The 26,254-nt window shown below is 70.7% G+C and carries 24 protein-coding genes, 1 tRNA gene and 2 pseudogenes; 11 read left to right on the forward strand and 16 right to left on the reverse strand.

Annotated features, from left to right (window positions below):
* Window positions 1-50 precede the first annotated feature (50 nt).
* The 3 genes from OG406_RS22980 to OG406_RS22990 all read right to left on the reverse strand — a co-directional run bounded on the left by OG406_RS22980 (window position 51) and on the right by OG406_RS22990 (window position 2,535).
* Window positions 51-908, reverse strand: coding sequence for a helix-turn-helix domain-containing protein (locus OG406_RS22980; RefSeq protein WP_081217815.1), 858 nt, complete (start codon window positions 906-908; stop codon window positions 51-53).
* A 414-nt stretch (window positions 909-1,322) separates the two neighbouring features.
* Window positions 1,323-2,078 carry a GOLPH3/VPS74 family protein gene (locus tag OG406_RS22985; protein ID WP_081217814.1) on the reverse strand — a complete coding sequence of 252 codons (756 nt, stop codon included), beginning with the start codon at window positions 2,076-2,078 and terminating at the stop codon, window positions 1,323-1,325.
* A gap of 217 nt (window positions 2,079-2,295) precedes the next feature.
* Entirely contained in the window at window positions 2,296-2,535 is a 240-nt protein-coding gene (locus OG406_RS22990) for a hypothetical protein (RefSeq protein WP_329187509.1), read from the reverse strand.
* Here OG406_RS22990 and OG406_RS22995 point away from each other — a divergent pair.
* Window positions 2,507-5,116: a D-alanyl-D-alanine carboxypeptidase gene (locus OG406_RS22995; protein WP_329187511.1), complete on the forward strand. Its 2,610-nt coding sequence runs from the start codon at window positions 2,507-2,509 to the stop codon at window positions 5,114-5,116. The genes OG406_RS22990 and OG406_RS22995 overlap by 29 nt on opposite strands.
* A 203-nt stretch (window positions 5,117-5,319) precedes the next feature.
* Window positions 5,320-7,185, forward strand: a complete 1,866-nt coding sequence (locus tag OG406_RS23000) for an MFS transporter (RefSeq protein ID WP_266847935.1) — start codon at window positions 5,320-5,322, stop codon at window positions 7,183-7,185.
* Window positions 7,186-7,228: 43 nt separating this feature from the next.
* Here the strand turns inward: OG406_RS23000 and OG406_RS23005 are convergent, their stop codons facing one another.
* The 4 genes from OG406_RS23005 to OG406_RS23020 all read right to left on the reverse strand — a co-directional run bounded on the left by OG406_RS23005 (window position 7,229) and on the right by OG406_RS23020 (window position 11,070).
* The gene (locus tag OG406_RS23005; RefSeq protein WP_164371718.1) at window positions 7,229-8,164 is read right to left on the reverse strand and encodes an alpha/beta fold hydrolase; all 936 of its coding nucleotides are present in this window, start codon (window positions 8,162-8,164) and stop codon (window positions 7,229-7,231) included.
* A 452-nt stretch (window positions 8,165-8,616) separates the two neighbouring features.
* Entirely contained in the window at window positions 8,617-9,483 is an 867-nt protein-coding gene (locus OG406_RS23010) for a MerR family transcriptional regulator (RefSeq protein ID WP_329187515.1), read from the reverse strand.
* A gap of 66 nt (window positions 9,484-9,549) precedes the next feature.
* Window positions 9,550-10,053 (reverse strand): glutathione peroxidase, encoded by a 504-nt coding sequence (locus tag OG406_RS23015; protein WP_329187517.1) that lies wholly within the window; start codon window positions 10,051-10,053, stop codon window positions 9,550-9,552.
* A gap of 9 nt (window positions 10,054-10,062) precedes the next feature.
* Complete coding sequence (locus OG406_RS23020; RefSeq protein WP_329187519.1) at window positions 10,063-11,070, reverse strand: ArsR family transcriptional regulator; 1,008 nt, start codon at window positions 11,068-11,070, stop codon at window positions 10,063-10,065.
* Window positions 11,071-11,245: 175 nt separating this feature from the next.
* Here OG406_RS23020 and OG406_RS23025 point away from each other — a divergent pair, with 175 nt between their 5' ends.
* The 4 genes from OG406_RS23025 to OG406_RS23040 all read left to right on the forward strand — a co-directional run bounded on the left by OG406_RS23025 (window position 11,246) and on the right by OG406_RS23040 (window position 15,019).
* Window positions 11,246-12,478 (forward strand): MFS transporter, encoded by a 1,233-nt coding sequence (locus OG406_RS23025; protein ID WP_267051083.1) that lies wholly within the window; start codon window positions 11,246-11,248, stop codon window positions 12,476-12,478.
* Between the two features lie 190 nt (window positions 12,479-12,668).
* Entirely contained in the window at window positions 12,669-13,496 is an 828-nt protein-coding gene (locus OG406_RS23030) for a calcium-binding protein (protein WP_329187521.1), read from the forward strand.
* 177 nt (window positions 13,497-13,673) lie between these two features.
* Window positions 13,674-14,213, forward strand: coding sequence for a SigE family RNA polymerase sigma factor (locus OG406_RS23035; protein ID WP_081217807.1), 540 nt, complete (start codon window positions 13,674-13,676; stop codon window positions 14,211-14,213).
* Window positions 14,213-15,019, forward strand: coding sequence for a hypothetical protein (locus OG406_RS23040; protein WP_329187523.1), 807 nt, complete (start codon window positions 14,213-14,215; stop codon window positions 15,017-15,019). Before OG406_RS23035 ends, OG406_RS23040 begins: the two co-directional genes overlap by 1 nt.
* A gap of 147 nt (window positions 15,020-15,166) precedes the next feature.
* On the opposite strand, the gene OG406_RS23045 is transcribed toward OG406_RS23040, so the two are convergent.
* Window positions 15,167-17,200: a cell wall-binding repeat-containing protein gene (locus OG406_RS23045; RefSeq protein WP_329187525.1), complete on the reverse strand. Its 2,034-nt coding sequence runs from the start codon at window positions 17,198-17,200 to the stop codon at window positions 15,167-15,169.
* Between the two features lie 272 nt (window positions 17,201-17,472).
* Between OG406_RS23045 and OG406_RS23050 the strand changes: the two genes are divergently transcribed.
* The 4 genes from OG406_RS23050 (at window position 17,473) to OG406_RS23065 (ending at window position 19,910) form a co-directional block, all read left to right on the forward strand.
* Window positions 17,473-18,084 carry a DJ-1/PfpI family protein gene (locus tag OG406_RS23050; protein WP_164371708.1) on the forward strand — a complete coding sequence of 204 codons (612 nt, stop codon included), beginning with the start codon at window positions 17,473-17,475 and terminating at the stop codon, window positions 18,082-18,084.
* A 215-nt stretch (window positions 18,085-18,299) separates the two neighbouring features.
* The gene (locus OG406_RS23055; RefSeq protein WP_326842979.1) at window positions 18,300-18,770 is read left to right on the forward strand and encodes a VOC family protein; all 471 of its coding nucleotides are present in this window, start codon (window positions 18,300-18,302) and stop codon (window positions 18,768-18,770) included.
* A gap of 259 nt (window positions 18,771-19,029) precedes the next feature.
* On the forward strand, window positions 19,030-19,383 hold the full coding sequence (locus OG406_RS23060; protein ID WP_329187528.1) for a hypothetical protein: 354 nt from the start codon (window positions 19,030-19,032) through the stop codon (window positions 19,381-19,383).
* A gap of 26 nt (window positions 19,384-19,409) precedes the next feature.
* Window positions 19,410-19,910, forward strand: coding sequence for a hypothetical protein (locus OG406_RS23065; protein ID WP_329187529.1), 501 nt, complete (start codon window positions 19,410-19,412; stop codon window positions 19,908-19,910).
* A gap of 192 nt (window positions 19,911-20,102) precedes the next feature.
* Here the strand turns inward: OG406_RS23065 and OG406_RS23070 are convergent, their stop codons facing one another.
* The 6 genes and pseudogenes from OG406_RS23070 to OG406_RS23095 form a co-directional block, all read right to left on the reverse strand.
* A complete protein-coding gene (locus tag OG406_RS23070) occupies window positions 20,103-20,579 on the reverse strand; it encodes a hypothetical protein (RefSeq protein ID WP_329190932.1) in 477 nt (158 codons plus the stop codon).
* Between the two features lie 488 nt (window positions 20,580-21,067).
* Window positions 21,068-21,295 (reverse strand): hypothetical protein, encoded by a 228-nt coding sequence (locus OG406_RS23075; protein WP_329187531.1) that lies wholly within the window; start codon window positions 21,293-21,295, stop codon window positions 21,068-21,070.
* 184 nt (window positions 21,296-21,479) lie between these two features.
* Window positions 21,480-21,749, reverse strand: a complete 270-nt coding sequence (locus OG406_RS23080) for a hypothetical protein (RefSeq protein WP_329187533.1) — start codon at window positions 21,747-21,749, stop codon at window positions 21,480-21,482.
* A gap of 1,107 nt (window positions 21,750-22,856) precedes the next feature.
* A complete protein-coding gene (locus OG406_RS23085) occupies window positions 22,857-23,054 on the reverse strand; it encodes a hypothetical protein (protein WP_329187535.1) in 198 nt (65 codons plus the stop codon).
* A gap of 297 nt (window positions 23,055-23,351) precedes the next feature.
* Window positions 23,352-23,651 (reverse strand): hypothetical protein, encoded by a 300-nt coding sequence (locus OG406_RS23090; protein WP_329187537.1) that lies wholly within the window; start codon window positions 23,649-23,651, stop codon window positions 23,352-23,354.
* A 488-nt stretch (window positions 23,652-24,139) separates the two neighbouring features.
* A pseudogene (locus OG406_RS23095) lies at window positions 24,140-24,399 on the reverse strand (NUDIX hydrolase); the annotation flags it as partial.
* Here OG406_RS23095 and OG406_RS23100 point away from each other — a divergent pair.
* Window positions 24,388-24,813, forward strand: a pseudogene (locus tag OG406_RS23100) (tyrosine-type recombinase/integrase); the annotation flags it as partial. The pseudogenes OG406_RS23095 and OG406_RS23100 overlap by 12 nt on opposite strands.
* Before the next feature lie 76 nt (window positions 24,814-24,889).
* Here the strand turns inward: OG406_RS23100 and OG406_RS23105 are convergent.
* Together OG406_RS23105 and OG406_RS23110 are read right to left on the reverse strand one after the other, a co-directional pair.
* Window positions 24,890-24,965, reverse strand: a tRNA-Arg gene (locus tag OG406_RS23105).
* Between the two features lie 239 nt (window positions 24,966-25,204).
* Window positions 25,205-26,131 carry a TetR/AcrR family transcriptional regulator gene (locus OG406_RS23110; RefSeq protein WP_329187538.1) on the reverse strand — a complete coding sequence of 309 codons (927 nt, stop codon included), beginning with the start codon at window positions 26,129-26,131 and terminating at the stop codon, window positions 25,205-25,207.
* Between the last annotated feature and the right edge of the window lie 123 nt (window positions 26,132-26,254).

Here is a 26,254-nt window from a genome sequence, read left to right on the forward strand (position 1 = left end):
AGGGCCTTCACAAGTCCCTTTCGTGCCCCCGCAGTTCCTCTCGGCACGCCTCAGCGCGCGTACTCCTTCGCGATGTCCGCGATGAACTGACGCGACTGCTCCACGTTCAGGGCCTGGGCGCGCAGGTGCTCGTACATCACGCTGTACTTCTGGACGTCGTTCGCCTTCTCCAGGTACAGGTCGCTCGTCACGCCCTCGATGTAGACGACGCTGGAGTCCGCCGCGTCGGGGAACTCCAGGATCGCGTACTGGCCGTTGAGACCCGGGTGCGCGCCCATCTCGAAGGGGATCACCTGCACGGTGACGTGCGGCAGTTGGGACTGCTCGACCAGGTGCTCCAGCTGCTCGCGCATGAGGGAGCGGTTGCCGACGGCGCGGCGCAGGGCGGACTCGTCGAGCACGGTCCACAGGCGCAGCGGGTTGTCGGGGGCGGAGATTCGTTCCTGCCTCTTGAGGCGGACCTGGACGCGCTTGTCGATGTCGGCGGCCGCGGTCTCCGGCAGGGCTCCCGCGATCAGGGACTCCGCGTAGGGCCGGGTCTGGAGGAGGCCCGGGACGACCTGGGGGTCGTACACGCGCAGGCTCGCCGCGTCGGTCTCCAGGCCGATGTAGACGCTGTAGGGGATGTCGCCGAAGGAGTGCCACCAGCCCTGCTGGCGCGAGTCCTTGGCCATCTGCATCAGCGAGTCGACGATCCGGTGGTCCTCGACCTCGTAGACCCCGCACAGGTCGCGGACGTCGCGCTGGCTGATGCTGCGGCGCCCGTTCTCCAGGCGGCTGATCTTCGACTGCGAGACCAGCAGTCGCTCGGCGACCTCTTCGGCCGTCATGCCCTTGAGCTCGCGGAGCCGGCGCAGCTCCTGGCCCAGCCGGCGTCGTCGGACGGTGGGATTGACACTTGACGCCACGGGACGTGCACCTCCGGCTGCGGGCCTCTGCTTTGCGTATCTGCTGTTGAGCAGATTGCCACCAAGGTGCTTTCTACCGCTGGGAAACAGCGGATATGCGCTGGGTAGGCGCACATTCGGGGTTTCGGCGGGTATTCGCGTCCCCGCGCGGGCTCCTTGGCCGTGACCGCCCGTCGCGACGCCCCGGCGCGGTCGCCGGTTCCGGTCCGCGGAGCCGGTCGCCGGACCCGCCGTGGAATGCGGCCGCGCGGGGCGGCGGAACCGTGTCGTCGTCCGGACGTACGGTCCTGTCGCCCCGCGCGAGCCAGCGGCTCCCGAACCGGATCATGGGGACTGCGGTGCGGCGCTGTTGTCCTGCGGCGGTGCTGGTGCTGCGGGTGGTGCGAGTCGTGCGGTGTGCCGTGGGACTGCGGCTCAGTGGACCACGGCGCGCGCCATCGACCCATGACGCGGTTGCATCGGAACACCGCGCGCGGTCTCCGGTGCGGACCTGACTCCGGCGGTGGCCGGACGGCCTGCCGGTGCCGGGCTGCGGCGCGGCTGTGCGGCCACACCGTTCTGAACGTCCATCACGGCGTGCGCCACGAGTCCGCCCATGGGGTCGTGCCTGATCAGGTCCCGCAGCCGGGAGCGGGACGATCGTCCCTCGTTACCCGGATACAGGTGCTTGCCGAGTCCGACCGCATGGGCCAGCGCGGCGAGCGCCGCGGTCCGCGGGTCCGGCGGGACGCCGGTGCGGATCGCGTTGTCCAGCCGGACCCTGATCTCCCGGCTGATTTCCGTGTCCGTCGCCTGATAGCGAGTCGTCGGAAGCACCCCGCACATCTGGCCGGCCACGGCATGGACCATGCCGCACCTCTCCAGATGCGAGAGATAGGTCTGGCGCAGCCCCAGCCGGGGCCCGCCAATCCAGTTGACCGCGCGTACGGGTGCTCCGCGTCGGCGAAGCAGTTCCAACGCACAGTCCAGTGTTGGATCTCCAGTCGGCCGTGGCACCACCACGGCGATACGATCCCCGTCTGGGGCTATCCGTCCGGCCAGCGCCAGCTCCACTAGCTGCGCTCCGGCCAGACCGAGGTCGAGCGACTGCGGCTGCGCGGTGGTACCCGTGGTCGGGTCCAACGCCAGCAGCAGAAGCTCCTCCGGAATTGTTCTGCGGCTCCTGCCCATCCATGCCTCCCCGCGTGGATGAATGACAGGGTGACCCCTCTCACATTGGTCTGTCGAGGGTGCGTGACCGGAATGTAGTGGAACCAGTAGGTATGTCGTTCTCGTCTACCGCAGGGGTCAATCCCTCACACAGGACACTGGTACATGGTTCGGACAGCGATGTCCGGGCGGCGGGTTAAGGGTTTGACGGTTCGGTTCGGCGCGCGGAGGGCGTGCGTCACATGGAGGAGGCATCGGTGGCGGGCGAGTCCCCCGACAGGTCGAAGCAGAACGAGTCGTCGGCGTCGTCGGCAGAAGCGACGCCGGTGACCCCGGCGCCGGTTCCGGGTCCGGCGCGGCCGGGCGATCCGTCGTCGGCGGCGTCCTCGGCGTCGCCGGGGGCCGTCGCGCCCTCGTCGGCGCAGAGCACGGCTCCGGCCGATCCGCGCATGGCGATGGCCCGCGAGCGGGCGGCCACGGTCCGGGTGGACCAGGCGACGGCGGTCTTCTCCACGAAGGCCCTGGCGGCGGACACCTCGCGCCCGGCGGAGCCGACGGCATCGGCCACGGCCGATGCCAGGGCCACGGCGGAGGCCTCGCGCACCGCCGGGTCCGAGCGGGCCGCTGAGCCCGCGTCGGGCACGGACGCGGCCGAGGCGCCCGCCGAGGGCGACACCCGGCTGCGTGCCGCGGTCGCCGCGTGGGTCGCGGGATCGGACGAGAACCCGGCGTCCCCGGGCGCGTCCGGGAGCGGCGACGGTCACGGTGACGATGCCGTGAGCGCAGCCGCCGTGGCCGAGCGCACGGACCGCTCCGACGCCGCCACGGCGGCCGAGGGGCCCGAGGACGCCGCCGAGGACTCCGCGGACGCGGAGAGCGCCGACAGCGCGGCCGACGCCGGTTCCGGCAAGGACTCGGGCCCGTCCGCCGGGCCCGCCGCGGTGTCCGTGCCCGACGCGACGGCCGACACGACGGCCGATGCCGTGCCCGCCACCGACGAGCCGCGCACCGCCCCGAGGCCGGACACCGCCTCCCGCGAGACGTCCGACGCGGGCGAGCCCGGCCCCGACGCCGGGTCCGCGAAGGCCGCCACGCCGGCCACCGCACCCGCCTCCGCACCGTCCGAGCCCGCGGACGCCGCACCCGGGCCCGCCGCGTCCGACGGCGAGCCCGCGGACGCGAAGCCCGCGTCCGCCGACGTCGAGCCCGAGGACCGGCCCGGTGCCGAACCCGTACGGGATGCGGCTCCCGCGCCCGAGGACGCCCCCGAGGACGCTCCTGCGGCCGCCCCCGCCGCCGACGCGGCCCCGGGCGCGGACGCGGCGGGTGACACCGGCCCGGACGCCACCCACGACGGCGACACCGCCCCGCAGCCCCCCGTCGACGACGCCCCCGCCGACGAGCCCCCGGTCGACCAGCCGACCGCGATCTTCAAGGCGCCGCGGCCCGCCGTGGACCAGCCCACCACCATGCTCAAGCTGGGCGACGCGGCCCGCCGCCCGGCCGGCAGGAAGGCCGACGAGAAGACCGGCGAGAAGACCGCGGACAAGGCCGCCGCCGCCAAGGCCGTGGAGGAACCGGCGGCCAAGCCCGTCGGCGAGGCCGAGCGCACCAGCCGGTTCGTCGCCCTCAAGTCGCTGGACGAGGCCGCCGCCCCGGCCCGCCCGAAGCAGCCGGCCGCCCCGGCGGGCGCCGACAAGCCGGCCTCGGCCACCGCGGTCGTCCCGCAGGTCGGACCCGAGCGCACCACCCAGCAGCCGCTTCCGCCGAAGCCCCCGCTGGACCTCCTCGCCGAGCTGACGAACACCCCGCCGCCCCCGCAGACACCGGTCCGCACGATCGTGCGGCGGGTCAAGATCTGGACGCCGCTGGTCCTGCTGCTCATCGTGATCTTTGCGGTCGCACAGGCCTTCCGTCCGCTGCCGGCAGCGGGCCTCACGCTCACCGCCGACGAGACGTACACCTTCGAGGGCGGCACGCTCGACCTGCCGTGGCCCGGCCAGGGCCAGTCCGCGATCGAGGTCGACGGCGTCGGCAGCCTCGGCACCGACGGCAAGCAGACCCCCGCTCCCGTGGCGAGCGTCGCCAAGATCATGACGGCGTACGTGATCCTCCAGGAGCACCCGCTGAAGGGGAACGAGGACGGCGAGAAGATCACCGTCGACCAGCAGGCGGAGGACGAGTCGAAGCTGCCCGACGAGTCGACGGCGGCGATGTCGAAGGGCCAGCAGTTCACCGAGCGCCAGATGCTCCAGATGCTGATGATCCCCTCCGGCAACAACGTGGCGCGGCTGCTGGCCCGCTGGGACTCCGACAGCAAGAGCTTCGTCGCCAAGATGAACGCCGCGGCCAAGGACCTCGGCATGAAGAACTCGACGTACACGGACCCGAGCGGTCTGCAGAAGACCACGGTCAGCACGGCCGTCGACCAGATCAAGCTGGCCAAGAAGGTCATGCAGAACGACGTGTTCCGCAGCGTCGTCGGGATGGCCAAGGCGGACATCCCCGGGCTGGACAACACGATCTACAACAACAACGACCTGCTGGTGCAGCAGGTCGGCGTGATCGGCCTGAAGACCGGCTCCTCGACGCCGGCCGGCGGCAACCTGGTGTGGGCCGCGACGAAGAACGTCGACGGCAAGACGCAGACGATCTACGGCGCGGTGATGAACCAGAACGCCGGCACCGGCAAGGTCTGGGACAGCCTCCACCTGGCGCTCACCAACAGCCAGAAGCTGATCGACAAGGTCCAGAAGAGCCTGACCACCGCCACCGTGGTGAAGAAGGGCCAGGTCGTCGGCTACGTGGACGACCAGCTCGGCGGACGCACCCCGGTCGTCGCCACGAAGAACATGACGGCGGTCGGCTGGCCCGGTCTCAAGACCCACCTGTCGATCGGTGCGGGCGACACCGCGGTCCCGCACACCGGCAAGGCCGGCGCGGTCGTCGGTGAGCTGACGGTCGGCGACGGATCGAGCCGCTCCGTCAAGATTCCGGTCGCGCTGAAGTCGGACCTCGCCGAGCCCGGTCTCGGCGCGAAGCTGACCCGTATCGGGTGAGCCGACAGGGGCCGCCGGCGACGTGCCGGCGGACGGATCGGTGACGTACGCCGGGGAGCGGCACCCGCACCGCACGCCGCCGGACAGTGCCCCACCCGGGCGCTGTCCGGCGGAGTGCGTGCTAGCGTCGCGACAATCGGGGCTGCTCGCGAGCCGCGGGTCCCGGCCCAGAACGGACAACGGGACACGGGGAGAACCTTGCAGTGGCGACAGCGGAGCCGACCCACGCCGACGACGCCGATCCGGGCCCTGGAACGGACCCGCGAATACCGCTGCGCGGCCGTGTCCCCGAGCCGCTCGACGAGGCGGACGACCCCGCGGATTCCGGCGCCGCCGCAGCGGTAGCGCCCTCCGGCGCCGTCCGGCCGAACCTCTTCCGCCGCCATCCCGTCCTGCTCTCCACCGTCCTCGCCGGCGTCCTGCACGTCGTGTGGTTCTTCACCTTCGCGAACAGTGGCGGTGACCTGGCGGCGCAGGACGCGTGGGCGGAGTTCGTCGGCCGGCACCCGGACTCGGCGTACAACCTCGCCTGGTACGGCGGGATGCACCCGGTGTCGTACAGCGTGGTGTCGCCGTACCTGATGTCGGTGCTCGGCGTCCGCACGACGATGATGATCGCCGGGACGCTCTCGGCCGGGCTGCTGACGATGATCCTCATCCGCAGCCGTGCGGTCAGAAATCCGACGGCTCCGGCGCTCGCCGGTGTCTTCGCGCTGCTCTGCAACGCCGCCTCGGGCCGCGTGACGTACGGCCTCGGCACGGTGTTCGCGCTCGCCGCGGTCGCCGTCGTCTTCTGCTGGCCCTACCGCTGGCGCTACAAGCGCTGGGCGAAGGCGCTGTGCGCGGCGCCGCTCGCCGCCCTCGCGACGGCCGCCTCACCGGTGGCCGGACTGTTCGTCGGCCTGATCGCGGTCGCCCTGTTCCTCCAGAAGCGCCGCCCCGGCGCCTACGCCCTCGGCATCGCGCCGGCGATCGTCGTCGCCGTCTCCGCGTGGCTGTTCCCCTTCTCCGGCACCCAGCCGATGGCCGTCTGGTCGGTCATCCTGCCGTTCCTGTACGCGGTCCTGGTCTTCTTCCTGGTCCCCAAGGAATGGACGACGGTCCGCATCACGGCGGCGGTCTCCGGGCTCGCGGTGCTCGGCGTCTGGCTGATCAGCTCGCAGATCGGGTCGAACATCACGCGTCTGTCGATGCTGTTCGGCGGCGTCGCGCTGATCGCCGCGCTGCCCTTCGCCGTCCCGAAATCACGCAAGTGGTACGCCATCGTCATCGCGTTCGTCGGCTTCAACGCCTGGGTCGGCATCAAGTCGGTCGACGACGTCGTGCACACCACCCCGGCCGCGTCCTGGGCGCGTGAGCTGGCCCCGCTCGTCAACCAGTTGCAGGTGGTGAACGCCGAGAAGGGCCGCGTCGAGGTGGTCCCGGCCCGCTCGCACCGCGAGGCGTCCGCCCTCGCCCCGTACGTGAACCTGGCCCGCGGCTGGAACCGCCAGGCCGACATGGAGCGCAACCCGCTCTTCTACGACGACACACTCAACTCGGCGAACTACCACGAGTGGCTGCAGCGCTGGGCCGTCCACTACGTCGTGCTGCCCAAGGGCGAACCGGACGGCGACGGCGGCGAACGCGAACGCCAGCTCGTGCAGCGCGGCATGCCCTACCTCCGCCAGGTCTGGGGCGACGCCAACTGGCAGCTGTTCACCGTCACCGACCCGGCCCCGCTCGCCGAACCGCACGCCGTCGTCGACCGGGCCGAGCAGGGCGAGCTGACCATCGAGGTGAAGCAGGCGGGCCGCATCCTCATCCGCATCCCGTACTCGCCGTGGCTGAGCATCGTCGACGCGGACGGCAAGAGCCTGAAGCCGCCGCAGGAGACGAAGGCGTCGAAGGAGCGCGAGGAGGGCACCGCGAAGACGTACGACAACCTCAACGGCTGCCTGATGCCGACCGAGGAGACCGCGGCGGGCGACAAGTGGACGGAGCTGCTGGCCCCGAAGCCCGGCACCTACCGGCTCGCGGCGCCGTACCAGCTCCCCCGGGGCACCCCGTGCCCGGAGGAGCTGCGCTAGATCGCCGGAGGGCCGGTCCCCGGACCCGCCGGAAGGCCGGGTCTCAGTTCCGCTCGAAGGGGCCGCAGTACGCCAGGCCCGCGTCCTCCAGCGGCTCGTCGCGGAAGAACCGCACGAGCAGGTCGCAGAAGTCCTGCGGCCGCTGGAGGTGGGCCAGGTGCCCGCACTCCGCGATCGTCGTGAAGCGGGAGCCCGGCAGGTCCGCCGCCACCGCGCGGACCATGTCGGGCGTCGTGAGCGTGTCGTGCTCGCCGGTGAACGCCAGATACGGCACGGCGGGCACGGGGGCCCGCCGGTACCACTCGTGGGCCAGCAGCCGCCGGTTCCGCTCGATCGTCACCGCCACGTCGCGCGGGGTCTGCGCCGCGAACTGCTGGTGCATCAGACGGGCCAGCGCGGTGTGCTTGCGCACGGTGAGGTCGCCCGGCGGCGGCACGAAGCACCGCACGAACTCCTCCGCGGTCTCCTCGACGCGCCCCTCCTCCAGCATCCGCACCCAGCCCACGAGCGCCTTCGCGAACCAGCCCGGGACGTGGTCCGACATGCCCTGCACGGCGATCCGCCGCAGATGCTCCGGGTGGCGCTGGGCCAGCCGCAGGCCGACGGCCCCGCCGTAGCAGCCTGCGTACAGGTTCACCGGGCCGAGCCCCAGCTCGCGCAGCATGTGCGCGGCGCACTCGGCGAGGAAGTCGATGCCGTGCTCGGCGGGCAGGAAGTCCGCGTCCCCGAAGCCGGGCAGGTCCACCGTGACGACGGTCCCCAGCGCGCCGAGCCACCGCTCGTGACGCACCCACGAGTACCGCGTCTGGTCCGAGCCGCCGAGCACGAGGAGCGGCTCCGTGACGGGGTCGTTCCGCCGGACGACCCGGGCGGTGTACGCGTACCCCTCCCACGCGAGCGGGCGCTCCTCGACTTCCGTGGACGCCCCGCCTCCCGGCGCCTGGGCGGGGACGTGGACCGAGGAAGCGACAGAAGGCACAAGGAACTCCCGGGAGGGACGAGATCACCGAAACTCCCACTGGTACACGGCTCCCGGGAGCCGTGCCCGTTCCGTCACACGAAGGTGGACGGAGCTTCACCCGAAGGTGGGCGCGGCGCAGCGCATCGGTTTCCCTCCCCCGGGAGGGGGCGGGAGCGCGGCGCACCGGTACGCGTCCGGAGGGGGCGCGCGGCTAACGATCTCCGCCCGGAGGCGCGGTACGGAGGCCCGGTCGTGCGGGCCGCTGCGTCCCGGTCCGCGCTCGGAGCGGCGTCTCGCTCGCCGCTCGGAGGGGCGCGTCCCGGTCCGCCGGTCCGCCCGGACGGTGCTGCCGCGTCCCCTTCAAGGCCGGTCCCGTCCGGACGGGGACGCGGCACATAGGCCACGCCCCCGTCCGTCCGTCTGCTAGCCGTCCGTCTCCTGGCCGACCCGCCGCCGGACCGGGCGGCCGGTCACCGTACCGGGAACGCCACGTCGCACACCGGGTCCCCCGGCCCGGCCGCGTCCCAGTCGGCGAAGTAGATCTCCCGGCACGGGCCGTCGACGGTCAGCCCCTGCCCGGCGACCCAGTGCTCGACGGCCTCGAAGGCGGCGAGGATCTGCGGGTGGGCGACCTGCGCCTTGGTGATCCGGACGTAGGCGACGCGCCGCGCCGGCTCCACCCGGACCCGTGCCCCGGTGGCCCGGCCCTGCCGCTCCGCCCATGCCCGGGCGGCGGCCTCGTCGGCGACGGGCACACAGGACTCGGCGGGCCCGTCGCTCTCCACGCTCACCTCCGCGTGGTAGACGACGAAGGGCGACCCGGTGATCCCGCCGGACTCCCCGGCGCCCTGCTCCAGCCGGGCCAGCGAGCCAGGGATCCACACCGGCAGCTCGGGCGCGAGGACGTGCCGCGTCTCGCTCAGCACGACCTGCTCGGGCACCTCGGCGGTCTCGACGACGAACTTCTCGTACATCTCGGAACTCCTCCCGGAAAGACGTCCACGGAGGTAGCCGGCGAGGGCCCGCTGCGAGGCGAACCGTGCCTCGGCGCCGTCCCAGTACGCGGCGAGCAGCGCGGCCGCGTCGGACTCCGGCGCCTCCACCACCTCGGCGATGCGCGCCAGCGGCATGTCCAGCTGGCGCAGCAGCGCGACGAGCCGGGCCCGCTCGGTCTGCCCGGCGCGGTAGTAGCGGTAGCCGCTGACCTCGTCGACGTACGCCGGGCGCAGCAGCCCGAGGCGGTCGTAGAGGCGCAGCGCCTTGGCCGACAGCCGCGCCCGCGAGGCGAACGCGCCGATGGTGAGCAGGTCCTTGTCCACCCGGTCATCCTCCGTCACCGGGCGAGGGCCGCCCGGTGAGGAGGACGCTGCCCCTTGCCCCAGGGGCAAGGTCAACGAAAGGGTTCAGCCGATGGCCTTCTCGACCGCGGAGACCAGCTCGGCGGACTCGGGCTCGGTCTGCGGGGAGAAGCGGCCCACGATGGTGCCGTCCCGCCCGATCAGGAACTTCTCGAAGTTCCAGCGGATGTCGCCGGTGTGCCCCTCGGCGTCGGCGGTGCCCACCAGGCGCTCGTACAGGCCGTGCCGCGCGTCGCCGTTCACCTCGACCTTCTCGGTCATCGGGAAGGTCACGCCGTAGGTGGCGGAGCAGAACTCGGCGATCTCCTCGGAGCTGCCGGGCTCCTGGCCCATGAACTGGTTGCAGGGCACGCCGAGGACGGTGAAGCCCTGCGCGGCGTAGCGCTCGTGCAGCTGCTCCAGACCCGCGTACTGCGGGGTCAGCCCGCACTTGGAGGCCACGTTCACGACGAGGACGGCCTTGCCCGCGTACTGGGACAGGTCGGCGGAGCCCCCCTGGAGGGAGCCGATCTCGATGTCGAGCACAGAGTCAGAGTGGTCAGTAGTCATGAGCGGATGCTAGCTCCGGTGGATGACGGGACCGTCGGCCCCGCCCTCCCGTCCCTCGCGCTGGGCCGTGACGAGCACCTCGCCGGCGGCCGTCCGCGAGTACAGCACCGACCGGCCCGCCCGCCGGCGCCGCACGAGCCGCGCGTCCAGCAGCACCCGCAGATGCCGGCCCACCGATCCGAGCCCCTGCCCGGTCACGGCGACGAGCTGGCTGGTCGAGAGCGGTGAGTCGAGGAGGACGAGGACATGGGCGCGGGCGCTCCCGAGAAGGACCCCGAGACTCTCCGGGACGGCCGCCGCCCGTACGTCGGCCAGGGCGCCGGTGCACGGGTAGACCACGGCGTAGCGCCGGGTGGCCTCCCAGGACACCCATCCGGTCCTCGGCGTGACCGGCACGAAGACCAGCTGGGCGCCGGAGATCTCGCGCGGCGGGTACTCCTGCAGGTTCACCTGGAGGCGGTTGCCGCCCAGCCAGCGGGTCCCCGGCCGCAGCCCGTCCAGCGCCGCGGCCCAGCCGCCCTGGCTCAACTGCGCCGTCCGCGCGACCACATCGGCCTCCAGGACGCGCCGCCGCCGCTCCCAGTCGGGGCGTACGGACTCCTCCCAGAGGGCGGTGAGCAGCGCGGCGGCGCGCTCCGGCAGGTCGTCACGGTCCGCGAGGACGGCGGGCAGCGGGCCGCCCGTGGAGCGGACGAGGTGGGCGCGGGCCTCCTCGGCCGGTGCCTCCCGCACGCGGGCGATCTCGGTCTCGAAGGGCTCGTCGCCGTACGGGGTCGGGGTGAGGAAGTCGGCGATCCAGCCGCGCCCGAGTCCCGAGCGGACGAGCAGCGCGCTGACGGGGTCGGCGGCCAGCCGCCCGCCGTACGCGGGCAGGTGGGTGTCCAGCCAGGCCTGTTCACCGGGGTGCGCGGCGACGCCCGCGTGCAGCAGCTTCAGACAGGCGAAGGTCTCGGCGAGCGGCGACAGCACGAAGCGGCTTCCGGCGAGTGTGTCGGCGTTGACCTGCCACCAGCCCATACGGACGTCCCCCCGTTCCTCGGCCGCCCCCGGCATACCGCGAGCCTTACCGCCTTGCGTGCTCCGCGTGCTCCGCGTGCTCTGCGTGCTCTGCGTGCTCCACCCGGCCCCGGGTGACGTTTCGCGGGTGCGCGAAACAATATCGGGCGTCCCGTCCGGGCCGGAGACTCCCCGCATGCGCAGCTACTCGGAGCTCTTCCGCACGCGGGAGTTCACCCCGCTCTTCCTGTCCGCCTGCCTCAGAACCGCCGCCTCGACCGTGAGCGGCCTCGCCCTCGCCACCCTCGTCTACCGGGCCACACGGTCCCCTCTGCTCACCGCGCTCAGCATGTTCGGTCCCGCGCTGGCCCAGGTGGTCGGCGCGACGACCATGCTGTCGGCCGCCGACCGGCTGCCGCCCCGGGCGACCGTGTCCGGCATCGCGTTCCTCTTCGGACTCGGTACGGCCGTCATGGCGATCCCCGGCCTCCCGGTCTGGACGGTCTTCGCCCTCCTGCTCCTCCTCGGCCTGGTCCAGTCGTTCGGCGGCGGCGTCCAGTGGGGGCTGGTGAACGAGATCCTCGCCAAGGAGGGCTATCTGCTGGGGCGTTCGGTGTTCAACATGATGAGCGGCCTCGCGCAGATCACCGGATACGCGGCCGGCGGCGTCCTGGTGGCCCTGCTCTCCCCGCGCATCACGCTCCTCCTCGCGGCCGGCCTCTACCTGGCGTCGGCCCTCACCGCCCGCCTCGGCCTCACACCCCGGGCGCCCCGCGCCTCCGGCCGCCCGTCGATCGCCCGGACCTGGCGGACGAACGCCCGGCTCTTCTCCTCGCCGGAACGCCGCACCCTCTATCTCCTCCTCTGGGTGCCCAACGGCCTGGTCGTCGGCTGCGAGTCGCTGTACGTGTCCTACGCGCCGAGCAGGGCCGGCGTGCTCTTCGCCTTCGCGGCGTTCGGCATGTTCCTCGGGGACGTGACGACCGGGCGCCTCCTCGCGCCCCGGGTCCGGGCCCGCCTGGGCATCCCGTTCCTGCTGCTCCTCGCGACGCCCTACCTGCTCTTCGCGCTGCGGCCCGGAATCGGGGTGGCCGCCGCCTGCGTGACCGTCGCCTCGGTCGGCTTCGGGTCGAGCCTGATCCAGCAGGAACGCCTGGTCGCCCTGATCCCCGACGACCTCAGCGGTCACGCCCTCGGCCTGCACACCGCGGGCATGCTCACCATGCAGGGCGTGAGCGCCGCGATCGCCGGAGGCGTGGCCCAACTCGCCTCGCCCGCAACGGCGATGACCGTCATGGCGGCGGCGTCGATCGCGGTGACGCTGACGCTGGCGCCGTCGCTGCGCCGGGGGAGGGCCGCGTCGCCGGACCGCCAACACCGGGAGGCACCCGCGTCAAACGGAGGCCAATCGCAGGTGAACTCTCCCTGAAGAGGCACCTTTTGGGCGGTCCGGGTCACAACCGCCCCACCCCTCCCACGGTCGAACCGGGTGTCCGGACGCGCGTAACCGAACGCAGGCGAACCGGACCTCACGAGGGAGAGCCATGTTCAGTCGTCCGAGCCGCCCGAGCCGTCCCGGTCGTCCCAGCGCCGCTCTACCGAGGGCGCTAGCGCTCGCCGTGGCGACCGTCGCCGTCTCCGCGGTGGTGGCGGTCCCCACGGCCGGCGCCGCCACCGCGCAGGGCGCCACCGCGGTCTCCACCGGCCAGAAGCTCTTCTACACGGCCGCCGCCGGGCAGACGAACCACCTGAAGATCGACTGGGCCCTCGGCCCGACCGACCCGGACTCCCAACTGGCCGACTACATCTACACGTTCGACGACACCGTGACGATCACGCCCGGCGCCGGCTGTGTCCGCCCCGACGCACGGGACACCACGAAGGCCGTCTGCACGGTCACCGAACCCAACACCTCGGCGTCCGACCTCGACACCCTGATCGTCGACCTCGGGGACGGCGACGACACCGCGAACGTCGACCCCGACAACAGCGGCTACTCCCGCATCCACGGAGGCCCGGGCGACGACACCCTCACCGGCCACGGCAGCGACGTCCTCTACGGCGACGACGGCGACGACCACCTGTCCGGAGGCGGCGGCGTCTACGGCGACGGCGCGCTCGGCGGCGCCGGCGACGACACCCTCTCCGCCTGCGGTCACACCTGCCGCGGCGGCTCCGGCGACGACCTCCTCATCGGCGGCATCAGCGAGTCCGACGAGGAGTACACCGACTACGCCAACGCCCTCTACGGCGACGACGGCGACGACATCGTCCACGGCAACGAGGGCGACGACACCATCGAGGGCGGCCGCGGCAACGACCGCCTCTACGGCGGCCCCGGCGCCGACACGATCCACGGCAACACCGGCAACGACCTCCTCCACGGCGGCCCGGCCACGGACAAACTGTCGGGAGGTGCGGGGGTGAACCGGGTGTACCAGGACTGAGGAACTGGTGCCAGGACTGAGGGGCCGGGGCCGGAGTGACCGGGCCCGGAAGCGCCGGCGTCCCGGCGGCCGGAGAGAATCTCCTTCTCCGAGGTCCGAGACGCGAGGTCCGAGGTCCATGGGAGAGGCAACGGTCCGGTCCGTTCGTGGACTCCTTTCCTTGTGGAGGAGGTGCTCATGAGGGACGGCAAGCAGGTCCGGGACGCGGAGTTCCAGCAGTTCATGACGGGCCACTGGCCACGGTTGATGCGTACGGCGTTTCTTCTCACGGGGGATCGGCACGCGGCCGAGGACCTGGCGCAGTCGACGCTGGAACGCGTCTACGCGTCCTGGCGCAGGGTCGGCGCGGCCGACGACCCCGAGGCGTACGTGAGACGCGTGATGATCAACATGCACGCCCGTAAGCACAGACGAAAGCTGAAGGAGTTCCTCGCGCCGCGGGACGACTCCGACCTCGTCGGCGACATCGCCGACGCCGACGACCTGATGGCCCGGGCCGACGACCGCGACGCACTGCTCGGGGCACTGACCGGACTGCCGCCCCGGCAACGGGAGGCGGTGGTCCTGCGCTACTGGGCCGACCTCACCGAGACGCAGACGGCGGAGGCGATGGGCTGCTCGGTCGGCACCGTCAAGAGCAACGCGGCCAAGGGGATAGCGAAGCTGCGCGCCCTGCCGGTCCTGAACGACGTCGTGGGCCAGAGGGGGCGGAAGTGATGAGCACGGACCGGGAGAACGACACCATGGCGCCGAGGGAGATCTCCCCTCTTCTCACGGACATCGCGGACGAGTTCGAGGTCGGTGCCGCCCCCGTCCAGGCCGTCATGCGCGCCGGCGGCAGGCGCCGGGCCCGGCGGCGGACGGTCACGGCCGCCGCCGCGGTGGTACTGGCGGGATCGACGGGAGCCCTGGCCATGACGGGCCTGCCCGGCACGGGTGACGACACCTCGCCCGCGAAACCCGCCCCGGCGTACGAGCGTCAGGTGGACGAGCCGCGGATCTCGCACGTCGGCTTCGGCACGTACGACGGCGCGAAGTGGGGCGTGAACGTCCAGGTGTGGCCGGCGCCCCGCGACAAGACGGGGGCCGCCCGGCAGCTGAAGGCCATGAACAGCTGGGGGCTCACCCCGGTGACCACGGGCGGACCGTCCGACCTGGTGGGCAGGACCAGTTACTTCGTCCTGCGCGGATACGGCGACACCGGCACCCGGCTGGTGACCTTCGACACCGTCGCCCGGCTGCCGCGGCCGAAGGGGACCGAGATCGACGCGATCCCGCAGCCCCTCACCGAGCGGGGTGCCCCCCTCCGCCTGGTCGTCGGCACCGTCGCCAAGACCGCGAAGCAGGTCGCCTGCCACTGGAAGAACGGCAGCACGACCCTCGCCGACCTCGCGCCCGACAACTCGGCCCAGCACGACGTCCAGGCCGTGATCCGCTCGGTCGACGGGTACCCCACCGCCAACTGGTTCGCGTGCGTGGCCCCGGCATCGACGACGTACAAGTCGGCGGAGGTGACGAAGTAGGGGACGGGCGTGAGGGGTGGGGTGGGATGGGAGATAGGAGCTGGGCCGTGTCCGTCGCCGCGTCCGCCGACCACGACCACGAAGACGGTCGGCCCCGGGTGCACAGCGCACCCGGGGCCGACCGTTTCGTACGTGGGGGAGGTCCCCCTAGTTGCTGTGCGTGGTCCGCACCGACGCCAGGTCGGGCCGCGGTGCCGCCGGCACGTCCCGCACCGGACCGGTCGCGCCCACGGCGTCCCCGGCGAGCGGCGCGGAGAGCGCCGACTTCTGCGAGGCCGCTTCGACTCCGTTGTAGAACGGGAAGTACGACACGTTCGAGGTTCCCGCGCTGATCGCCGAGCCCGCAGCCGTCAGCTCGGACGACGAGATGGACGTCGTACCGCCGAACGCGAAGACGGCGCCCACGCCCGAGGCCTGCTGGCGCAGGTAGGTCGCGTCCGTCTCCGTCAGGGTCGCGTCGTCGGACCACAGGATCGGCCCGTACCAGAGCATGCCCGCGCCCGCGGAGACACCGCCGCGCCAGCTGTCCGTCCACGCCAGGCCCACCTGGGACGGCGCCGACCACCAGAACTCGGCGAGCGCCACCGAGGTGCCGTCGTGCCCGCTGCCGCTGACCGGATAGTACGTGAAGGTGTCGGGCCACTTGGAGAAGTAGGTGTGCGTGACCGCGTACTTCGCCGTGCTGCCGATGGGGATGATCATCGTCTCGTCGGGGTCGAGCGAGTTCAGGTACGCCTGCACGGACGACGTCAGCGAGTTGCCGTCGTTGAGGACGACCGTGGCCTTGCCCCCGGTGCCGAGCGACCCGGCGGCGGCGGAGGCCGCGAGCGCCGAGTGGTAGTCCGTTCCGGTGGCGACGAAGACGTAGTCCGGCGAACTGGTCACCGTCTTGGCGACGGCCACGGACGTCGAGTAGCGGGAGGTGCCCGCCAGCCGCTTCGGGGTGAAGCCCAGCGAACTGACCTTGCTGGAGACCGCGCTGGAGAGGACGTCGGTGCCGCCGACGAGATAGACCGTGGCACCCCGCTTCAGCGTCCGCTTCAGCTCCGCCTGCGTGGCGGACGACAGCGACGACTTCGACGTGACCAGCACCGGGCCCTGCTTCTGACCGCCGAGGGACTGCGCGGTCAGCGCGTAGGACGGGCTGTCCTGGTTGATGAGGACGGCCGACTTGGCGTCGACCAGACCCGGCTCGCTCTGGCCGAGCGTGTTCCAGGTCCAGCGCGACGCGGCCATGTTGGTGCCCGCCGAGTCGGCGCCCCAGATCCGGCCGGTGTTCTGGTTGCGCAGCGGCTGCCAGGCGACGTCGACGGTCGACGACGTGTGGGGCGGCAGCGGCAGCGTGGAGATGGAGCTGTCCGCGAGGTCCAGGACACGGGTCGACGAGACGTCGTCGTCACCGGTGTTGAACGCGATCTTCGTGCCGGTCGGCGCCCACTCCGGAGTGGTGGCGTGCGCCCCGGTGGTGAGCTGCCGCTCTCCGGTGCCGTCCACGTTAGTCACGAACAGCTCGCCGACCGAGTCCACCGTGCGGACGAAGGCGACGCGCGTGCCGTCGGGCGAGATCGCCGGGTGCGAGCCGTTGTCCGCGAGCTTGGTGAAGCCCTGGGTGTCGGCGTCGAACAGCCAGATCGCCGATCCGGTCGGGCTGCCGCAGGTGTCTCCGGTACGGACGAAGGCGATCAGCCTGTTGACCGACCCGCTCGGCTGACGGTCGCAGCCGTCCTCCGCCGTGGAGAACAGCGGCTGGGCGTAGCGGGAACCGTCGGACGGGGCCCAGCGGAGCCGGCCGCTCGCCGAGTAGACGATGATCCCGCCGCCGCCGACGAACGTGGGATCGCTCGCGCTGCCCACGGAACTGCTCTTCTCCTGGATCTTCACCAGGGTGGAGCCGGTGTACCGGCGGGTCTCGACGCGACCGCCGCGGACGTACGCGATCCGGCTGCCGTCGGGCGCCCAGGCCGGCTGCGTGGCCTGGTCGGCGATGGTGGTGTACGTGCTGCTGCCCGGCTTCACGAGCTGCAGGCTCTGCTCGGCCCCGTTGCGGAACGCGAGCATGCCGTCCTTCGCGTTCCACGTCACCGGACCGGAGGCGGCCGCGCCCGGAGCGACGGCCATACCCGCCGCCACGGCCACCGCGGTGCCCAGCGCCGCGAGCACGCGACGTCTGTGAATCTTCATGTGCCCCCACAAGAGTGATCAAAGGTCTGTCGTTCGTCTCCCCGACGCGGAACGGCAACCTCACGTTCCTGACGACAGTTGGATCACCGTAGCGGTGCAGGCGGCTCGAGGGAACAGAGTTCTCACAGGAAACATGGCAGGTACAACCGGGACGGCGTCGCCGAGCACCGGCTCCCGCCCCCTGCCGGCGGCCACCGGCGACGCATCGGCCCGCGCCCAGGACGGAACGCCCTGGCAGACTGCGTTCCGTCACCGTGCTTCGAGGAGATGCCATGCACCAGGTAGCCGTGGTCACCTTTGACGGATTCAACGAGCTCGACAGCTTCATCGCCTCCGCGTTGATCAACCGGTGCCGGAAGGACGGCCTGGAGGCCTTCATCACGACACCGACGCCGGTCGTCACGTCGATGAACGGTGTCGAGGTGACCGGACAGCGCCCGATGGAGTTCGTGACGGAAGCGGATGTCGTGCTGATCGGCAGCGGGGTGAAGGCGCACGAGGTGGTCGCCGACGACCGGCTCATCTCCCGACTGCCGCTCGACCCGTCGCGACAGCTGATCGGCGCGCAGTGCTCCGGCGCTCTGGTGCTCGCCCGGCTCGGCCTGCTCACCGGCATGCCGGCCTGCACGGACCGCAAGACCCGCCCCTTCGTGGAGGCCCACGACATCACCGTGCTGGACACCCCGTTCCACGCCGAGGGCAACATCGCGACGGCCGGCGGCTGCCTTGCCTCCCCGTACCTGGCCACCTGGGTCATCACCCGCACCCTCGGCGAGACCGCCGCGCGCGACGTCCTCGACTACGTGGCTCCGGTCGGCGAGAACGAGGAGACGGTCGAGCGCGCTCTGGGCGCCGTGCACGGGGGAGAGATCGCGCTGCGCTGAGATCCGGTGGGCGAGCGGGGGGCCGCCGGCCGGGTGCGCCTGGACCCGAGTGGTGTGCCGTCGCTCCGTCCCGGCTCGGCTCGACGCGGTGGACGACGGCACCCGAGCGACGACATCCGCTCCTCGGACAACCGGCGAAGAAACACCGATGAGTTCCGCCGACCGGGCCGGTCTATCAGGACGTACGCCATCGAGCCACCGACTGGAGACCCGCCATGACGAATCCCGCGCACCCGGGCCGCAACCTGTTCGTGAACCTTCCCGTGGCAGACCTGGAGCGCAGCAAGGCGTTCTTCGCCGGGCTCGGGTTCGGCTTCAACCCGCTGTTCGCCGACGAGACGTCCGCCTGCATGCTGGTCGGCGAGAACGCCTTCGTCATGCTGCTCAGCCGGGAGAAGTTCGCGCAGTTCGCGAAACTGCCGTTGGCCGATCCCACCACGCACACGCTGGCGCTGTACTGCTTCAGCGTGTCGTCCCGCGAAGAGGTCGACAAGGTCAGCGCCGCCGCGCTCGAGGCGGGCGCCACCAAGGCGGACGACGCCGAGGACTACGGCTTCATGTACTCCCGCAGCTTCTTCGACCTCGACGGTCACGGCTGGCAGGTCATGTGGATGGACCCGACCGCGGCGGAGCAGGGCCCGGAGGCAGCCACGGCCTCGCCCCAGGAAGCCGACACCCCAGCCTGACGCACACCGCACACGGCACGGCGGCGAAGCGGTCATCGACAGCGACCCCTCACGAAGGCCCCGGACCAATACCGGTCCGGGGTCTTTTCCCTGTGCCCGGGCGGGATGGGAACCTGCGCCAGCCGTATTGGGCGCGAGGTGGGGCGCACACAGGCCTGAGTCCCACGCCAGGCACGATAGAGGGAGCCAGGTTCCCCGTTCGGCTCGGACTGGGCCGAACTGAGCCGACCTGGCTCGGACTTGGGGAGTCGAGAGCGCCATGTGGGACGGTCCCTTTTACCGCGTGCGGCGGGACGGGTACGAGATCTGTTTCGTGCCCGCTGCGGGCGAAGCGCTTGAAGACGTCTGCAACGTCGATATGTGGGTGATCTTCGCGGACGGGCTCCGGTGGTCAGGGACCATCTTCACGCTCGCCGAGGTCCAGCGGCTCATGGAGAGGTGGGCGACGACAGGTGAGGAGCTTGGAGGAAGCTTCTTCGCCTGCTGGGACGGGCTCATCGTCCGTGACGCCGGTATACCGGCCATGGTGAGCGTCGTGGATCACCTGGTCCAAGGAGATGAGTACAGAACCGTGTTTCGCCGCGTAGGCCGCGCCGACTCTGCCGCGGACTGATCCCCTGAACGCGCGCAACGGGCGTGATGGTTGCCGAGGTCTGCTGGGCCGATCACCAGGTCGCTCGGTCACTGGGTGGCTGCGAGCCGGTGGCGGTCGACTGCGGTCGTGCCGGTTGCTGCATCTCACCGCTGTCCGGCAGGCAGGTCGGTCGGCGCGCGATCGACGGACTGCCGCTGACATGCTCCGGCATCATCGCGTGTGTGACGCAGAGCGAACACGTACTGAGGATGGCCGATCTCCGGCGAGCCTGTTCCGTACTCCTCGACGAGGCGGAACGCCGGTTCGGCGACGAGGTGAACCTCTCCGAACTCCCCGTTGACTACTACTGGACCCTCGACCTCGCAGCCGCGTTCGACATGAGCCAGACGCCGGTGCAGCTCGGTTGCGGGCAGGTCGGCGATGATGCCGCTGAGATCGGGGCGGTTGCGCGACGGCCCCCAGGGGACGTCGTCGCCCTGTGGCACGATCTCGATCACGTCGCCGGTGCGCTGCGCCTGCTCGCGCATCTCGATCTGCCGCGGTGAGCACAAGGCGCCTGCTGCCTACTGTCACCGGTGGTGCGTCGGGCGCGACGGCTGAGAGTCGAACCGGGACCGTCCGGCACCACTGGATGAACGCAGTCACGGCCGGAGGTACGTCCTCGACTGCCTGACTGCCTGACTGCCGGACGGCTGACTCCGACCGCCGCTCCAACCTGGTCTGCCGCCGCAGGCCGACTACTGGGTGGGGGAGGCGAACGGATTCCCGTCGAGAAGCGGTGGGCCACTCACGTGCGCTCCCGGAAGCAGGACCGGTGCCCAGTCCGGGCCGCGTTGCTCCTGCCACCACCTGCCGATGGTCCGGAACTTGTCCTCGAACCCGCGATCCCAGCAGAGGAAGCCGGTGATCGGCGCCCGCAGGCGAGTGCGACGGCCGTCTGCTTCATACAGCACGACGACTTTGGCACCCTGGAAACCCTCGATGCGGATGGCCTGGACGTCTGCCCACTGAACAGTCCGGCGGCGGAGGCTGTGCACGGTGGCCGTCGACTCCGTGAGAGTGACGCCGAAGTACCGCCCGGCGATCAAGAGGACGAGCAGCATGCCGCCCCACATGCCGAACGACTCGGTCATCTCGGCCCCGACGGGCGTCCCAGCCATCCAGTCCCAGATTTTCGTGGCCCAGACGATGACGAGAAGCGGCAGACCAGGCATCACGGATTGAAGAAGCGTGTGCCGGTAGCGAAGGCGCGACGGCGGCCCAGCTACGACGTGCGATTGCCCCACGGTCCCTACCTCCTGCACGACGCAGCCGACGTGGGCGCGTGATCACTCGGGCAGCATCGCGGACCGAAGGCGCGCTGTCCATCGACTACGCCTGCCGGCCCGAGCAGCAAGCCGAGATGCCGGCGTGCATTCCCACGACCTCCGGCACACCGGCAACACGCCCGCCGCGTCTGGCGAGAGCCTGCGCGGGAGCGGGTGACAAGGATGAGCGCAGCACGCCCGATGGACGTACCCGGGCGGGAGGAAGCCTGACCTGCTGCCCAACACGCTTTCCAACCGTGTCGGAGGAACTGTGCACAAGGGCGTTCACCTGCGGTATCGGCGTCTGGGCTTCCGACGCTCCTTAGGCCCCGTCCCGCCTGAACGACCGTGAACAGTGCTGAATGTGTCGGAAGCTGAGACGGCCGCACGCGGTTCTAGGCGCCTTCCCAACTGAAGCGGCCCTCCAGTCGGTCGGGGCTGAGGTAGGCGAATCCGCTGCCATACGCAAAGTTCAGGAAGTACGGTCCGTCGTCCTCCATTCCGCCGAGGCAGAAGAAGAAGCGCCACGGTGCCTCTACCCCGGCCCGGTCCGGATAGGCAGGCCTGCCTCCCAGGTAGTCGCGGACATCGACCGTGCCGTCCTTCTCCAGGCTGCGCTCCACCGCCTCTGGGACAGCCGTGGTCTGGATTCGGAACTGGACGGAACTCGCCCCTCGTCGGGGTCGAACCGCCAAAGGGAACGCCCTTTGTCCCGATCGGCCCGACGGCGGCGAACTTGGGGACTCGGCCCCCGGGTTGGATGAGCAGGACGGTTTCGCCGTCTTCCGGGTCCGTCCCGCCGGTCTCTTAGTCCTCGTAGGACAGGAAGAGATACGCCATGCGCCGCTCGTCGCCCGGTCCCATAGGGACGGGGAACTGTCCGATGAAGTCCAGTGGCTCCGCAGTGCGGGGGTGTACCGGCCAGCAGGGCTCATCCAGCCATAAGGGCTCACCGCCCAGTTTGGCGACGGGCTCGGTGATCGGCTCCTCGACAGGGTGGAACGTCATTGCCAACCGGGGGAGGTACCCGGCGTCGTAGGGACCTTCGGCCTCCTCGACCGGGCGCAGCAGCAGCACGCCAGGACTGTAGCCGTTGGCAGGGTGCGGTCAGTCTTCGGCTGGGCTGGGTGCCGTGAGGTCGACCCATGTCCACGGCTTGCTGTGCCAATCACGGACCTCGCCTATAACGAGGTCGACGGTCGCGCCCACTGGCGGCAGCTCCTGCACGAGTCGCTTCACTCCCGGCTCGCTTCCGCGGCGAATCTTGTCCAGTGAGGCTCCCACCAGGTCGTACGCGTCGAGCTTTGCCGTGAGGCCCCATGGCTGGTGACTAGTGATCGTTGCTTGGACTGTCTCGCCTTGCCGAAGTTCGCTGGGAGGCCGTCTCGGTAGATTTGCCATGGCGACATCCTCCTCCTCAACCCACCACTCACCCCTGCTCTCATCCCAGCCGCCGCAGACCCACACACCGTGGAGCGGGCGTGGTTCAGGGCGTCGAGGTGAAGCGCGCCACTTTGCGAACGACCGATGTCAGCTGTAGATGGCAGAGGGGCCTCATCCACCGAGACTGGTGGATGAGGCCCCTCTGGACTGGTGCCCCGGCAGGGTTCGAACCTGCGATACCCGCTTTAGGTGCGAGGTTGGATAGTTCCGGTCCTGACCTGTGGGTTTCCATTCATGGAAGGCGTGGACCAATCCTCCTTCTGAGTACCGTAGTTGCCCTTCGGTCCCCGCCTGTTCTGGCGCGAAAGTGGCACGATGCGGGGCCTGTTGGACTGGTCGGTCGGTTGTCCGGCCGCTGCGGATCACCGGGGACCGTCCGTATCCAGGAGCGCAGTTTCCAGCAGACTGCGACGGGGCCTACGAGCATGGAAATCATCCACAGGCCCACGCTGGCGGGGGAGATCATGTAGTACTCCCACCGATCCGGAAGCAGGGCGGGAAGTGCGATCGCCAGCATGAGGGCAACCCACGTGCCTATCACCGTGAGAACGGCCTTGGACACGATTACCGCTCTCCGCATTGAATCCCCCGCCTTCGATGCTCTCTTCTGGCCGTAGGTTACATCGCGATTTTGAGGTCTGGCCTCGTATCGATCAGGTCGATGACAGGGTGCTTCCGTCGCCGGTCCGCCGCCCGGTGGGTGCCGGGTATCGGGTTCCGTGGGCTCGAGTTCGCCGAAAGTCAGGAACTGGCGACGTGCCTGCGGCGTTGCTGGATCCACCGGTGTACGGGCGGCGTCGTGCCGGCACCCACGATAAATCCGACCACGACGCTCTGGCTCGCGTACGCGACTACTCCGATAACTGCGCACAGGACCATGGCGATCACCACAAGGCCCACGACCTTGGTGCGCGACGCCAGCTGGTTCAACCATCTCACAGCCGAGAAAGTCGTGAGATACACGGTGGAGCCGAAAGCGGCCGACGCCAGAACGGTTAGAGCGTCCATTCCGCAACCTTTCAAAATCGGAAGCCGAGATGTGTATATCCGGCCATCACGGTCAGCCGTACTCCCTTTTAGCGATCAATCGGCCGGCAGTCTGTTTACGTGCGGTATCCGTTTACTTGCAGTATCCGTCGCCGCTCTTGCCGCTGTAATCCGCCAAGAGCATGGCCCACCTCAAGGTGCCCTGCCAAAGCCTTCCCCCTGCCGCCAAGCCTCGGCCGGCCCGACGACTCAGTACCGGAAGCGTGCGGTATCGCCGTTGATTCGCAACAGGAAGTCTCTGATGACCTCGCCCCCACTCTCGGGCACCAATTCGAGGCCAAGCGCGTAGATCGCCTCGTCAGCCTTGATGGCCGCGTCCTGGTCCTTGCGTTCCCAGGCAGCCCGAGATGCGTCAATGAATGGCTTGAGGGCCGGCCAGCCAGTTGAGGGCTCGAACCGGCAGTCGGTCCAGAACATATCGATGGCTTCGAGTGTGAGTACGCCGACGACCTCATGGCCTCGACACAATCGCCAGACCTGGTCTTCCATCACCGGCCCCCTTCATGGAGGTTGCACCGTACCCCGGCCGTGGACTCACAGAGCACGCATCCGATACCGACCGACCTGAACTGCTGTTTCCGACAGAAACCACAACCTTCCTCAGCTCCCATCCCGTCCGCCGTCGACCCACACACCGTGGAGCGGGCGTGGTTCATGGCGTCCAGGTGGAGCGCGCCACTGTACGAAGGACCTGGACGCCATGGGCCGCGTCTGCTCGGCTCTGCCTGGGTCGATGGTGGACGGGATGGGAGCCCCCAACGCTCGCCACGATGTGCCCGCGGCCGGGAACGGCGCCCCCTCCCACCCGGTGCCGGCCGATCCCCCGCCGGAGGCATCGTCTGTGACCGTGGGCCGAACTCGTCGGGTGCTCGACTCATGACCTCCGGGCCTATCCGCATGTGGGCGGGCGTCGGCGCAGCCGGGAGCCCGCCCGGCGGAGCGGAGCGCAGCCGGGGCTTGATGAAGTAGAGAAAGTTCTACCGCGCTGCGATCAGGCTCTTGCCGTCGTGGCTCCGTACTGAGACCCGTTGCCGTCCAGGGAATCCAGGAGCCGGATCGCGAAGACCTCGGCCATGCGCTCGCTGAGCTTTTCCGGCGTGAGCCAAGCGACCGCGGTGGATTCGCTGGACGTGCGCTCGGTGCCGCCAGAGGGCTTGCAGCGGAAGACCAGAGCGACGATGCCCCGGGTGGTGTTCTTGTAGACCCCGGTGAGCTGGTCCACCTCGACGAGGATCCCAAGAGCCGTCGTCGCCGGGTCATCCCGTTGCCCGCGCTCTGCATTGCCCCATTGCGCTGGCACCGGATGCGGCAGTCGGCGGCACAGAGCAAGGCGGGGGAGCAGCGGCAGGAGTCGGGATACGTCTTCACCACCCGCACCGGCCGCCAGGTCGGGCCGCGGAACGTCTACCGGTCCTTCACCCGGGTCGCCGAGTCCGCCGACCTTCGTGTGATCCGGCTGCACGACGCTCGGCACGGCACGGCCACCCTGCTCACGGCGGCCGGAGTGGCGCCCCGCGTGGTGATGGAGATCCTCGGGCACTCGCAGATCAGCATCACCATGGACGTGTACACGCACGTCGTGCAGGACACCCAGCGCGAGGCCATGAGTCACATGGACCGGCTGCTCAGGAAGCGCCCTGGTCGTCCGTGACCGTCGCCGTTGATGTCAGGTCTGGATGTCAGAAGGGGCCCACCTCCGAAAATTCGGAGGTGGGCCCCTTCTGAACTGGTGCCCCCGGCAGGATTCGAACCTGCGACACCCGCTTTAGGAGAGCGGTGCTCTATCCCCTGAGCTACGAAGGCGTGCGGATCGTGTGCGATCCGGTGGCTAGCCTAGCGGATGTGGGCTGGGGGCTGGGAAGGTTCCCCTTTGCACAGGTCGGCGCAGGTGGGCCCCCGTCTGAGGGTGGGCGGCGCGAGCGGGTGCTGAGCCCGCGGGGGTCCGGATCGATGGGTGGCCGTTCGGGCCAGGGCGTGGGCCGGGGGTGCGAGAGGGCCCGGCGGATCAGGGGGTGGCCCGGGAGTGTGAGAGGGCCCGCGGATCAGAGGGTGGGCCGGAGGTGGGAGAGGGCTGGGCGGATCAGGTGGAGCGTCCGGGTCAGCCACTGGTCTCCCGTCTCACGCGGCCGGTCTCCCGCCTCGCGGGCCCCTTCTCCCCACTCGTACGGCCGGTCCCCCCTCTCAGGCCGACCGTTCCCCCACTCGTACGGCCGGTCTCCCGACGCGTACGGCCGGTCCCCGGACAGGGGTAGGCGGTCCCCGGACTCGGGCCGTAGGTTCCCCGACCCCGGTCGGTGGTCGCCCAACTCGGGCCGAAGGTCCCCCCACCCGGGCCGGCGGTCTCCCGGCTCGGGTCGATGGTCTCCCGGCTCGGTTCGGTGGTCCCCCCGTTCGTGTCGGCGGTCTTCCGCCTCGCGGGGTGGTCGGTGGCCCCAGTACGTGGGGCTCGTGCCGCGGCCGGTGAGGTGGGGGAGCGTTGTCGTGCCCGTGATCAACGAGAGGAGCAGGGACGCCGCCGCCGGGACGTCGACGTTGCTGAGCAGCGAGCCGTCGGCCTTCGCCCGGCGCAGCGCCCCGTGCAGCGCGCCCAGCCAGTTGAGGTGGACGTGGAGCGCCGGGTCGTCCGGGGTGCGGATCTCCTGCGTGAGGCGGGCGCCCGCGCGGACCAGGGCGTCGCTCTCCACGAGTCGTACGACGGCGTGGGTCATCGCGGTGGCGATCTCGAAGGCCGGCGTCTCGCGCCGCGCGATCTCCGCGAGCGCCGCCCCCGACACCGCGCAGGCGTCCGCCTGGACCGCCCGCGCCAGGTCGGCCTTGGCGGCGAAGTGGAAGGACAGGGCGCCCTTGGTGACCTGCGCGCGTTCGCTGATCGCCGACAGGGTGGCGCGCTCGTAGCCGGACTGGTCGAACACCGTCGACGCCGCCCCGACGAGGTTGCGCCGGGTTCGTTCGGACCTCTCCTGCCTCACCACGGCTGCTGCCTCACCACGACGCGATCACCCGGGCTCCTGTCGTTCAGCCGCTTCCGTCTGCTGCGGACGACGCTAGGAATTCCCTTTTGGATCTGTCAACGAGGCGGTCCTTCACCGATC

Source organism: Streptomyces sp. NBC_01428, from assembly GCF_036231965.1.
Taxonomy (GTDB): Bacteria; Actinomycetota; Actinomycetes; order Streptomycetales; family Streptomycetaceae; genus Streptomyces.

Bases quoted from the DNA above. Each gene is read 5' to 3' on its own strand.
- OG406_RS23065 (WP_329187529.1), top strand. From the start codon at position 19,410: ATGGTTGCCGAGGTCTGCTGGGCCGATCACCAGGTCGCTCGGTCACTG.
- OG406_RS23020 (WP_329187519.1), bottom strand. From the start codon at position 11,070: ATGGGCTGGTGGCAGGTCAACGCCGACACACTCGCCGGAAGCCGCTTC.
- OG406_RS22985 (WP_081217814.1), bottom strand. From the start codon at position 2,078: ATGGGCAGGAGCCGCAGAACAATTCCGGAGGAGCTTCTGCTGCTGGCG.
- OG406_RS23035 (WP_081217807.1), top strand. From the start codon at position 13,674: ATGAGGGACGGCAAGCAGGTCCGGGACGCGGAGTTCCAGCAGTTCATG.
- OG406_RS23040 (WP_329187523.1), top strand. From the start codon at position 14,213: ATGAGCACGGACCGGGAGAACGACACCATGGCGCCGAGGGAGATCTCC.
- OG406_RS23070 (WP_329190932.1), bottom strand. From the start codon at position 20,579: ATGCCTGGTCTGCCGCTTCTCGTCATCGTCTGGGCCACGAAAATCTGG.
- OG406_RS23055 (WP_326842979.1), top strand. From the start codon at position 18,300: ATGACGAATCCCGCGCACCCGGGCCGCAACCTGTTCGTGAACCTTCCC.
- OG406_RS23045 (WP_329187525.1), bottom strand. From the start codon at position 17,200: ATGAAGATTCACAGACGTCGCGTGCTCGCGGCGCTGGGCACCGCGGTG.
- OG406_RS22995 (WP_329187511.1), top strand. From the start codon at position 2,507: ATGGCGATGGCCCGCGAGCGGGCGGCCACGGTCCGGGTGGACCAGGCG.
- OG406_RS23060 (WP_329187528.1), top strand. From the start codon at position 19,030: ATGTGGGACGGTCCCTTTTACCGCGTGCGGCGGGACGGGTACGAGATC.
- OG406_RS23025 (WP_267051083.1), top strand. From the start codon at position 11,246: ATGCGCAGCTACTCGGAGCTCTTCCGCACGCGGGAGTTCACCCCGCTC.
- OG406_RS23090 (WP_329187537.1), bottom strand. From the start codon at position 23,651: ATGGAAGACCAGGTCTGGCGATTGTGTCGAGGCCATGAGGTCGTCGGC.
- OG406_RS23015 (WP_329187517.1), bottom strand. From the start codon at position 10,053: ATGACTACTGACCACTCTGACTCTGTGCTCGACATCGAGATCGGCTCC.
- OG406_RS23050 (WP_164371708.1), top strand. From the start codon at position 17,473: ATGCACCAGGTAGCCGTGGTCACCTTTGACGGATTCAACGAGCTCGAC.